Annotated in this window: 7 protein-coding genes; all 7 read right to left on the reverse strand. The window is 35.3% G+C overall.

What is annotated here, in order from left to right:
* Positions 1-231: 231 nt before the first annotated feature.
* Entirely contained in the window at positions 232-1872 is a 1641-nt protein-coding gene (locus HMPREF0389_RS03735; RefSeq protein ID WP_041250783.1) for an HlyD family type I secretion periplasmic adaptor subunit, read from the reverse strand.
* Positions 1873-1875: 3 nt separating this feature from the next.
* On the reverse strand, positions 1876-4026 hold the full coding sequence (locus HMPREF0389_RS03740; RefSeq protein WP_014262365.1) for a type I secretion system permease/ATPase: 2151 nt from the start codon (positions 4024-4026) through the stop codon (positions 1876-1878).
* 327 nt (positions 4027-4353) lie between these two features.
* Positions 4354-10323: a calcium-binding protein gene (locus HMPREF0389_RS03745; protein ID WP_014262366.1), complete on the reverse strand. Its 5970-nt coding sequence runs from the start codon at positions 10321-10323 to the stop codon at positions 4354-4356.
* Positions 10324-10475: 152 nt separating this feature from the next.
* Positions 10476-11438, reverse strand: a complete 963-nt coding sequence (locus HMPREF0389_RS03750; RefSeq protein WP_242821726.1) for a hypothetical protein — start codon at positions 11436-11438, stop codon at positions 10476-10478.
* 457 nt (positions 11439-11895) lie between these two features.
* A complete protein-coding gene (locus HMPREF0389_RS03755) occupies positions 11896-12129 on the reverse strand; it encodes a hypothetical protein (protein ID WP_014262368.1) in 234 nt (77 codons plus the stop codon).
* Positions 12130-12140: 11 nt separating this feature from the next.
* Positions 12141-12404 (reverse strand): hypothetical protein, encoded by a 264-nt coding sequence (locus HMPREF0389_RS03760; protein WP_014262369.1) that lies wholly within the window; start codon positions 12402-12404, stop codon positions 12141-12143.
* Positions 12373-12546 carry a hypothetical protein gene (locus HMPREF0389_RS09005; RefSeq protein ID WP_156775240.1) on the reverse strand — a complete coding sequence of 58 codons (174 nt, stop codon included), beginning with the start codon at positions 12544-12546 and terminating at the stop codon, positions 12373-12375. Before HMPREF0389_RS09005 ends, HMPREF0389_RS03760 begins: the two co-directional genes overlap by 32 nt.
* Positions 12547-12651 lie beyond the last annotated feature (105 nt).

Genomic DNA, 12651 nt, shown 5'->3' on the forward strand with positions numbered 1-12651 from the left:
AGTGTATGATTATAAATAAATAGAATAAAATAGAACAGAATTAAAAAAAGCAGATTTTTGTGATAACTTTATACTGATATCTAATTAAAACCAAATACTCCCATTTCTGCGAGTAATGCTTTTGATCCTACTTTTCCCTACATTATATCGCATATAATTTGTAATCCGTTATGTTTTAGTATCATTAATCCCTAAATTATTTCAAATCTCACTTTGCTTCTTTTCTTCCCCTTACTTCAGAGTAATACTTTCATCCAAACTTCTTAATACCGGTTCCATAAAAAATTCAATAATCCTTCGTTTCCCTGTTTTAATTTCGGCAACTACCGCCATTCCCGGACTCAGTTTCACTTCTTCTCCTTCTACTTTTAATGCTGTTTTTTTCATTTGTATACTAATTTTGTAAACAAGTCCCATTTTTTCATCTTCATAAGCATCCGGACTTACTTTGGTAATAATTCCGTCTATTGTTCCATATTTTTGATAAGAGAAAGCATCCAGTTTCACCCGTACTTCTTGACCTTGCCTTACAAAACCTATATCCTTGTTGTTTAAATATGCTTCTATCACAAGTGGTGTGTTTTCAGGTACAATAGTCATAACAGTTTGTGCTTTTGTGATTACTCCTCCTACTGTATTAGATGCAATTCCCTGTACAATTCCGTTGGTTGGTGATTCCAGTGTCTGAAAAGCCAAAATTTTGTTTGCTTTTTCCAGTTTTGAGGTAAGTTCCTGTATTTCTTTATCTTTCTCTACAATATAATTAAGCAGGCTTGTTCTGTAATTTTGTTTCAGATTGTCCATTTCTTTTTCTGCTAATGCAATTTCTTTTTCTGCTTGCTGTATCTTGATTTTCTGTAATTCTATGCTATCTTCTAAATTAAGTGTAGAACTTTTTGCGTTTTGCCATTCCAAAACAGAATTAGTCTGTTGCATATGAGCTTTTGCTGTCTGTGTAGCATATTCTTTTTTTGCTATTGATACAGCATTTTTTGCATTTTCCCAATCTTGTTTTGCTATTGCTCCTGCTTCATATAATTGTTTTTGCATAGTTTCTTCTTTTTCTAAGATAGAAATTTTATTTTCAAGCTTTTTCAACTCCAGAGTTTCTGTCTTCGGAATTTCCGTTACTTCCTTCAGTTCTTTTTCTCTGATTTGATTGATCGGTTTTTGCCTTACCTGACGTCGATATTCCGCTTCGGCAGAGAGCAATCTCTCCTGTGCCTGCTCTTTTTGCAGTTGTAATGCTTCTTGTTTTCCCTTATAATCTAACTCTCTTGATTCACTTAAATGAAGGAGCGTATTTTTCACCTCTTCAGAAATTTGTACTTCTTGTAATTTATCTGTCACATCTTGTCCTTCCAACGTTTTTTGTAGCAGACTTTTTTCAATATATGCTATATTCAAAGCCTTTTGAATTTCATCTTGATCCACTTCTTGTAAAGTGGTATCCATTTCCATTAGAACTTGACCTTTTTTAACATGTTCCCCTTCATCTACACAGATTTCCGTGATAACTCCATCACTCATCGGTTGAACGACTTTAATTCTTCCATCCGGCACAATTTTTCCTCTTGCGACTGCCACCTCATCCACTTTACCAATGATTGACCAAAGTAATACAAAAATAAGAAAATAGAAAATTCCATATATGATGCGTTTTCCTATTTTGCTTGATGGTCTTTCAATAATTTCCAGTGCTGACGGAAGAAATTCATATTGCAACTCTTCATCTATTTTCTGTTCTTGTGTGTTGACATAGCGATGATACTTTGTTTTGTATTTTACTCTCTGTTTTTGAAAATACTCTTTCATTCGTTGTATTCTATTATTTTGCAAAATAGTGAATATATATCTTCTAATTTTGCCCATTATTTACAACCCCTTTTCTTGTTGTGTATGAAGATAGTAGTATAGTCCTTTTTGTGCCAGAAGATTTGCACCGGTATCAAATTCTACCAATTGTCCTTTATCGATTGCCATAATTTTATCTGCATCTTTGATTGTGGAAAGTCTATGTGCAATAATAATTACAGTTCTTCCCTGACATATTTTTTTGAGGTTCTGCTGTATAATACTCTCGGATTCATAATCAAGCGCGGAAGTTGCTTCATCAAATATAAGGATTCTCGGATTGCTGAGCAATGCTCTTGCGATGGCGATTCTCTGTTTTTGTCCTCCGGATAATCCGGTTCCGTTCTCTCCTACCATGGTATTATATCCATTTGGAAATTCCAATATAAAATCATGTGCCCCCGCTATTTTTGCAATTTCTATGATTTCTTCCATGCTTGCTCCGGGTTTGTGCACACTGATATTTTCTTTAATGGTTGCATTGAACAGGAAGTTTTCTTGCAAAACAACTCCTATCTGTCTTCTAAGCCACGACGGATCTACTAAAGAAATATCTGCTCCGTCTATCAAAATTTTTCCCATTTCCGGAATATATAGCCGTTGAATAAGTTTGGAAATGGTTGATTTTCCGCTTCCTGATCGTCCGACGATTCCTACAATTTCTCCGGGATTTATGGTAAAACTCATATCCCGAATAACTTCACTGCTTTGGACATCATAACGAAATCTGACTTTTTCAAATCGAATTTCTCCTTTAATTTCAGGAAGGGATACTTTGGACGGATCGACACTCGGTTCACTTTTACTGTTAAAAATATCCCCCAACCGTTCAATAGAAATTCCTGTTTGTTGAAACTCTTGCCATACTTGTACCAACCTAAGAACAGGTCCGCTCACTCTGGAGGAAAGCATCCGAAAGGCAATGAGTTGGCCAACAGACAATTGATTATCGATAACAAGTTTTGCACCAAAATACAATACCAGAATATCGAATGTTTTTTGGATGAATTGTCCGATTGCTCCCGCATTACCTGCTAATACTGATGTCTTGAAACTACATTTGATATACTCCGCTTGAAAATCTTCCCATTTTCTTTGAATTTTTGGTTCAAGTGCAAATGCTTTAATTGTCTGAACACCTGTTACGCTTTCTACAAGGTAGGATTGTGCATGTGCTCCTGTATTGAATCTCTCTTCCAATCTTGTTCGAAATATAGGTGTTACAACTGCTGAAAGAAGTACAAATAACGGCATAGATAATATAACAATCCATGTTAGGGTAGTACTGTAGAAAAACATTACTATGATGTAGACAATGATGAACGCAGTATCTAACAATGTATTCAGTGGTGCTCCGGTCAAAAATTGTCGTATCGTCTCCAATTCTCTTACTCTTGCGATAGTATCTCCAACCCTTCTAATTTCAAAATATCGAAAAGGAAGGGAAAAAAGATGTTTGAACAGTCGTGCACTGAGCAACACATCTATTTTGGATGCCGTGTCAGTAAAAACATAGTTTTTAGCAATACTCATTATTGTCTCAAAGATTCCTATCACAACTAAAGCAATTGCAAGTACATTCAACGTATTCATCGCATTGTGTACCAACACCTTATCGATAACTACCTGTATCATCATCGGGGTGAATATCCCAAGGATTTGTATGGTAAGTGCTGCAACAAGTACTTGCAGAAATTGTTGTTTGTATTTGATAATATCGGGTAAAAACCACTTCAGTCCGAATTTTACATCTGCATTTTTCCAATATTTTTTGGTAAATAGAACTATCTTATGATTCCAAAGCTGTTCAAATTCTTCTCTTTGTAAGATGACAGGGGCTTGTTTGTCAGGAAATAGACAAAGTACTTTTTCGCGATCCGCTTTTGCTATCATAAAAAAAGTATTATCTTGTTTTTGAATGATTGCAGGTAATACCATTTTTTCTATTTCTTCATATGTAATCTGTGCAATTTTGGATTTCAGTTTGATTTCTTGTGCCGCCTTCACAATATCATAAATCTCCATCTTCTCCTCAATCGCCAGAGCATGTCTGATTTGATTGGCATTGACATCAATCTCATGATATTTTGCAATGGAAAGAAAGCACTCCATTCCTGTATCCAAAGCCCCATCCATTTCTATATCTCGTTGATACTGTTGTTCCAAACTCAAAATGTATTCCTCCTGTATATTTTTGGATTGTTTTGCCTAATCTTTCAATTAAATCCCTGTAAATACAATAAAGAGGATGCAAATTTCTCTTACTTTTCTACTCTTATCATTCTGTTTTTTTGAAGAGAAATTTGCAGTTTCCCCTATTGTATCCTTCTCTTTATTCCATCCCTTTTCTTTTTTATGTTTCTGTTCTTAATTCTCCGGTAATCGGTTTTTGTTACCGGTTATTTTGTGATAAAAGCATTGTTGCCAACACTTGCTTATCTGTAATTTCATCTTTGTTTTGCAAGTACAAGCAATATATTTTTCTTCAAACACCTTCAGTTACATTTGTTTTGCCCAGAAGTTTTGTACAACTGCTTCTACTTCTGTCGGTCTTTCTTCTATTGCTTTGCTCCAAGATATTCCTTTTTCCTGACTGAAGCTTGCCATGGCTTGAATTAAAAGATCAATCTGTCTTGATGTTATCATACTTTTTTCTTCTCCATGGAACTCTTCTATCTTATAACTGTCAGATGAATACCAATTTTTTACCGTAACACTGTCTTCTCTTCCTGCTATGGTCATTCTCATATCATTTCCATCTTTTTCAAATATGGTATGAAGCATATCACTTGCTGTGATTACTTTATCTTGTGAACCGTTTTCATCAAAGATGGTATCGTTACCGTCTCCTTTATGGAATATATAGGTATCTCCTCCATATCCGCCGTTTAGATAATCGTTTCCCTTTCCTCCTTCTAAGATATCATTTCCTCTTCCGGATCTGATTTCGTCGTTTCCTTCTCCTCCATATACGATATTGTTTCCATCACCTGCATGGATTCTGTCATTCCCAGCTCCGGCAAATATTTTATCGTCTGTGGAATAGGTGTTGATGGTATTGTCTTTCTCATCTCCATAGTATTCAAACGGCTGTTTCATCATTTCTTCATAAGTCATTACTTCTCCGTTGGCAAAATGAATTTCTTCTATTTGCCAATCATTTGAATGCGCATTCTTGATTGTGACTTTGTCTTCACTTCCTTTTACTTTGATTGTAACATCTGAGTTGTTTTCTTTTGTGAAGATTACGTCTTCTCGATTGATGTCTGTAAATACTATTTTGTCTACTACACTATGACTATTATCTGAATTGTTTTCATCTACTATGTCTTGTCCGTCTCCTCGACTGAAGATATAGGTGTCTGCTCCATAATATCCTTGCAGATAATCGTTTCCTTTTCCTCCAACTAAAGTATCATTTCCTCTTCCGGATCTGATTTCGTCGTTTCCTTCTCCTCCATATACGATATTGTTTCCATCACCTGCATGGATTCTGTCATTCCCGGCTCCGGCAAATATTTTATCGTCTGTGGAATAGGTGTTGATGGTATTGTCTTTCTCATCTCCATAGTATTCAAACGGCTGTTTCATCATTTCTTCATAAGTCATTACTTCTCCGTTGGCAAAATGAATTTCTTCTATTTGCCAATCATTTGAATGCGCATTCTTGATTGTGACTTTGTCTTCACTTCCTTTTACTTTGATTGTAACATCTGAGTTGTTTTCTTTTGTGAAGATTACGTCTTCTCGATTGATGTCTGTAAATACTATTTTGTCTACTACACTATGACTATTATCTGAATTGTTTTCATCTACTATGTCTTGTCCGTCTCCTCGACTGAAGATATAGGTGTCTGCTCCATAATATCCTTGCAGATAATCGTTTCCTTTTCCTCCAACTAAAGTATCATTTCCTCTTCCGGATCTGATTTCGTCGTTTCCTTCTCCTCCATATACGATATTGTTTCCATCTCCTGCATGGATTCTGTCATTCCCGGCTCCGGCAAATATTTTATCGTCTGTGGAATAGGTGTTGATGGTATTGTCTTGCTCGTCTCCATAGTACTCAAACGGTTGTTTCATCATTTCTTCATAAGTCATTACTTCTCCGTTGGCAAAATGAATTTCTTCGATTGCATGATATGGATTGTTGCCGTATTTGATTTTAATTTTGTCGTTACTGTTTTTAACTAAAATGGTAATGTCTTTTTCGCTTTCTCTACTGAAGATGACATCTTCTCTGTTAATGTCTTTGAATATCAGCTTGTCGACTCCTTCATATCCTCCGCTATAATCTTCTATGGTGTCTTGTCCGTCTCCCCGACTGAATACATAGGTATCTCCTCCATATCCACCGTTTAGATGGTCGTTGCCTTTTCCTCCTTCTAAGATATCGTTTCCACTTCCGGATCTGATTTCGTCGTTTCCTTCTCCTCCATATACGATATTGTTTCCATCTCCTGCATGGATTCTGTCATTCCCGGCTCCGGCAAATATTTTATCGTCTGTGGAATAGGTGTTGATGGTATTGTCTTGCTCGTCTCCATAGTACTCAAACGGTTGTTTCATCATTTCTTCATAAGTCATTACTTCTCCGTTGGCAAAATGAATTTCTTCGATTGCATGATATGGATTGTTGCCGTATTTGATTTTAATTTTGTCGTTACTGTTTTTAACTAAAATGGTAATGTCTTTTTCGCTTTCTCTACTGAAGATGACATCTTCTCTGTTAATGTCTTTGAATATCAGCTTGTCGACTCCTTCATATCCTCCGCTATAATCTTCTATGGTGTCTTGTCCGTCTCCCCGACTGAATACATAGGTATCTCCTCCATATCCACCGTTTAGATGGTCGTTGCCTTTTCCTCCTTCTAAGATATCTGCTCCGTTTGTCCCTTCAAGGTAATCATCACGATCAGTTGGAGTGTTTACGATACTCTTAATTTGGTCATAGGTAAGACTGCTTCCATCGTGGAATTGTACTTTGTCTATGGTTCTATTGTTCCATTGGTTTTTTATGGTGATCTTGTCTTCTGTTCCAACAATGCTCATCACAATATCTTCTCTGCTGACACGGGTGAATACCACTTTGTCTTTGCTAATTCCTTCTCCTAATATCAGGGTGTTGTTTCCTGAATAGTCTGTGATGATATCACTTCCGTCACCTTTATTGTAGTAGTAGGTGTCGTTTCCATATCCTCCGTCTAGGATATCGTCGCCTTTGCCTCCTGTAATTTGATCTTGTCCGTCATATCCATGGATGGTGTCGCTTTCTTGACTTCCTACTAATATATCATCGGTGTATGCTCCTTGTAACAAGTGTTCTTTTATACTATTTTGATTGGTTGTATCTAACATTTCTTGGAAGGCTATGATTTGATTGTTTCCATACACAATTTGTTCTATGGTGCTGTTTGCATTGGCGAATTGATTTTTTACGATAATTTTGTCATTTCCGGCTTTGAATGTGATTTCCAAGTCATTTCCTTTTCTGTTTAGGATGATGTCTTCTTTTTTGATATCTTTATCCAGTTGTATTTTATCTATATTTTGGGTGTTGTAATCATATTCTTCTATCGTATCTATTCCGTCACCTTTGTGGAATAGATAAGTATCTGCTCCATACCCTCCGTTTAGATAATCGTCTCCTGTTCCGCCTATCAATGTGTCTTCACCGTTTTCACCATAGAGTTTATCTGAACCTTCATCTCCATACAGGATATCGTCTCCTTCTCCGGCATAAATGGTATCTGCTCCTGCATTTCCATGAATAGTATCTTTGCCTGATTTTGTGTATACGGTATCGTCTCCGGATAACAAGTCTATTTCATCATTGTCATTCGTAGTTTCTATAAAGTCGTCTCCTGTTGTTATTTGATTTGCTGATTCTTTCAATTCTTTGTAGGTCATTCGTTCTCCGTCAAAGAAGAAAAATTCATCTATTGCTCCTTTTTCGTTATTCTGAATTTGTCCTTGAATTGTTAAAGAATCATCTGTTCCTTTTATGGTAATCTTCACATCGTGATGATTCAATCGTCTGATTTGAAGATTTTCTTTCTTGATTCCTTTTCCAAACACGACGATATTGGTATCTTTGGCGTTAATGCTCTCTTTAATTGTATCGTTTCCGTCACCTTTTTCGAAGAAGTAGGTATCTGAGCCTGTTCCTCCATAAATCATATCGTTTCCTTTTCCGGCATAAATATAATCATTTCCGGAAGGACCGTTAAAAGTTCCTTGTATGATGTTGTTTCCATCTCCTGCATGAATGGTAACCCCTTTGGTATACAAATACGTAGTTGTGTTGTCGGTATTTTCACGATACTGTTTGACGTTTAATTCTGCGAACTTATGGAAATATCTTGTTGAAAGGCTTCCAAAATGGTGTTTGAATTGCTCAAATCCTTCGATTCCAAGAGAATCTAAGTACATAAGCACTTTTGTTGTTTCTTCAAACAAAAATTCGGAATTCTCTTTGTCTTGTAATAATTGCAGCTCAAGATATTTGTTAAGAAGTGCGATGTTAATAAGTTTATTTTCTTTAGATAGAAAAAATTCCTGCATATCTTTCAAGCTTGTCTGCATAGAAAGTGTTGTATAGTACACACTTTTAATGTCATGATATGCATCTTCATAAGTTTGTCCGAGTCGCTTATCCAAAACTCCTTCTCTCAACGGATTATCAAAGACATGTTCCAAGACTTTGATGTGTTTTGCATTGGCATACTGTCCTTTAGTGCTTGCATCTACATCAGTTGCATCTGCCATAAATAACAAAATTTGTTCTAACAGATTTTCTCTTTCTGCACTGTTTTTACTGTTTTGAAATTGTTGCACTAATCCAACCAAAACTCCGCTTTTATCTAATACCATTGCATTGTGTAAGCGTTTGAATCGTCCGAAGGATCGAATATCAGGCAAGTTTTTTACGGTATGATATAGAGCCGCCTCGTCTTCTTTACTTAAATCTAACTGACTTAACATATCTTGTCCTTGCTCTGTATCATGTGTATCAATATTATCTTTCGCCAAAAGAAATTCTCCTATTGTTCCTTCTTTTTGACTTTTTATTTCTTCGCCTTTTTCGTTTGTAACGGTCTCTTCATAGATATAGGTCATGCTCTTTCTAAGAGTAGAGCCTGCTATGTTTCTTTGATGAGATTGAATATCGGTGAGTTTTAACCCTACAATATGATGTTCTTTTAGAGTTTTTAACTCTCCTTCTTCACTAATTCCATTATGGTTAAGATCCTGCCATATCATCAGTTTGTCAAATACACTATCTTTGTCGTCAATGATTCCGTCTCCGTTTTCATCAAATTCCGATAAGACATCAATTGCTCCGTCGGAATATTGTCCGTTTTTGAGCAAAACTTTTTCTCCGAACAATTCTGCTCCGGTATCTATTTTGCCGTTTCCGTTTTGATCCATTACCAAAAATCCGTCTTGTTTGTCCACCCATGAAGTCTTCTCTTTGGTTCCATTGTTATCCAAATCAAAATATACTCCGTTTTCTACGGAATGAAGGTCAAAGCCGTTATGATTCAAATCTACTACCAACGGATCATATGGTCTCGTTACATCGCCTTGGGCATCTTTTATTTTTTCAACGCCATTATCATTTATTTTGCCCTCTGTCCCTTTTACAATATCTTTTATTTTTTCTCCGACTTTTCCTGCTACTTTTTTCATATCATCCCATGCTTTTTTAAACTTTTCTTGACTCTCTTGCATCCGCTTATTTTCCTTTGATAATTTTGAACGTGATATAAAATTAAAAATATCTCTTTGTCGAAATATCTCTCTACTGCTTTCTGCATCCAAAGAAATAATAATCCCTGTCCCTTTCAAAATATCACGCAAAGAGTCTTCTAATTGCTCCCTATGTCTTATCAAAAGCTCAGTCCCTTTATCCAAGCACAAAAGTCCTCCTTCTAAGGTACAAGCAGCATATGTTCCAAATCCCGGAAATTTTTTTATAAAAGATATAGGTATGCCCAAAAGAGTACCGACAATATCATTCTCTTTTTTAATCTTTTCACTTCTTTGTCTCTGAAGTAACTCATATTTTTCTTGATTATCAGGATCTTTTTTACATTCTTTTTCCAATTCAAGAAAGTCTTTCTCCATTTTTTTCAGTTCCATACAATCTTTTGATGTCAATATCAAATCATATGCTATCTTCACATAATTCACTGCATCAATAAAATCTTGAAGCTCATTTACCGCTTCGTACTCTCCCGGTGTTAACAACTGTTCGGAATAAGTCTCCATGATATAATAAATTGAATTATCCAAACTATCTTCTAACATACCAATGATCTTTTCCACATCTTCTCCCAAATCGTTATTGGTTATAGCAAAAATCTTTTTTATCAAAAAAGTCCCATTTATCGCATTTCCTTGTCTAAATTCATTCAGTATTTCTTCAACTATCCGTTCTTTCATTTCCAGACTTAGTTCTTTCATCACAATTCTTCCCTCCTGTTTTACTTAATTACACATATATATAACTTGAACTTGACACTACCCATAAGTAGCCTTAATATCAACACTAATTTAAGCATATCGTTCTTATACTTTGTTTAATGTTCTGTTTCTTTTTGAAACTAAAAATACCATTATAGTTGTTGTTCCATTACAACAACATCTACTGAATGTATCATATTTTTCTGTACCTCTTCTTCCTTACCAGACTTCGGATTCATCAATAGATCATCATTCATAAATCGAATAATATATGCCTTGTCTTCTTTCCTGTTTTCATAATAGTAGGTTACACATACTCCAAGCGACTCTATATCAGCTACCTCGTATGGAATGCCAAATTTCTCATACATTTCATTAAAGGTATTTCCACGTCCGATTCCATCTACCCGAATATCACTTTGACATAAAGAACGAAATCCGATATTATCCAATCCTTCAATATGTTCTCGAATCAAATCAATATGCAATACTAAGGTAGTAATATTTGGAGTATAAATGTGTAAGAAAATACTTTTGTCTTCTTTATATTCGTCTATTCCTGTCATATTACCAAAATAATATCCTGTTTTCTTATCTTCTATATCTTCCATTCCACCATCTTTAATAATTTTTTTACAATTAATGGATGTCAGTTTCTTGTAGTCCGGATTTATTTTGGTAATATCTTCAAATTGCATCGGTAAGCTAACAGGGATTCCGTCAACCGTAACTTTTTTCATCATCTCCATCACTTGCGGTGTCTGTTCATATTGTTTGTTTTCTTGATCCCATCTTACCAAGCCGTCTTTGGTAACTGTGGCATATTTACCATCGGTCTTTTGTCTTTCTCCGTTCGGTCCTGTGAACATCTCATCATAGTTCACTCCGGCAAGTACAGGAACTTCTCCTGTCGTACTGCTCCCATCACTACTGCCGTCAGTACTTCCTATACACCCTGACATAGACATCATACATACCGAAAGAAACAAAGCAAGTGCTGTCTTTTTCTTTACTCCGACTTTTCGTCTTGTTCGTTGTGTACTTCTTGTATGTAGCACCGATTCTCTGATTTCTTCCGTTTGACTATTTGTTTCAATTTTGTTATTTGTTTTCATTTGATTGTTTGTTCCCCTTTCTTTCATTTGCGACTCTTTTTTCCTAAATTCTTTTACCTCAAAATTATTTCATACTAAATTGAACTAAGCATTGTAGTATATTATAACCATCACGCTTATGCTCTCCAAGCTCTGAATATTAAGCCTTTTGATATTGTTTTTTGTTGTTTCGTATTTTAATTTTTCCATACCTGTGTGGTACTACATTCCTTAACGGTTATCAGCAGTATCACATCTCTTTCCGATTTCTTACTACACCATACTTAAAAGTAATGCTTTCATCTGTTTAATTTGTATCATTTACTACTGTTTCTTCGTTTTCATTCTAATTTCGCTCATCCCTCCGTTTTATTGATAATTTTACAATTCCTACTCTATTATACTATATTTTATATATTTTTAGATATAACTTAATTTTTATTTGATAATTTCTCTTATGTATTACTAATCATTATGTCTATGCTTTACTCTTAAGAAATTCAGCTGCATCGGTATTATTAATTGCACGAACCTTTCCTTTATTCGATTGAATAAGGTCATTAATATTGGTCTTGGTATATAAATGAGTTACCGCACCTTCCCCTGCATAATTATCTCTGGCAGAAAGACTCCCTGCCAATTTGGTCAAATCATCCAATGTCGCTGTATCAGGCAAATTCTTTAATGCCTCAAATGCTTCCTGTAAATTCATTCTTCTCCCTCCTATATTTCAAATACCAATGTGACTTTTACAGTAATCTTATTGTTTGTCCCTAATACTTGATACCGGTCAAACGCCTCTTGCAGATTCACTCTATCTTCCTCTGTTATCTCTGTTCCGTTCAAAATTTCATAAATTCGATACTTAACGTGTCCTGATTCTACAACAGAATATTCTGCCAAAAAGGTAACTACTTTCTCCTTGTGAATATATACAAAATACTGCTGCGTCCAATCATCTCGAATTTCTCCTTTTCCAAATAGCATAATCTCTCTCTCTGTCAATCGTAAGATATAGGGGAATTGCTAAGGGATGACCGGGTCTACTTTCCCAATTCGGATTTTCAATTCCTCTTTTTGCAAACTCCTTTTGTTCTTCTTCCGTTAATCTAATAATTTCAAATGCCATAATGAACTCCTCCTTATTTGTTATAGTTATTATTTAACCATTCATCATTTCTTTTATTGTACTATATTTGATATATTTTTTGAATCTATTTTGATGATTCACTTT

This window comes from Filifactor alocis ATCC 35896 (assembly GCF_000163895.2).
Classification (GTDB): domain Bacteria; phylum Bacillota; class Clostridia; order Peptostreptococcales; family Filifactoraceae; genus Filifactor; species Filifactor alocis.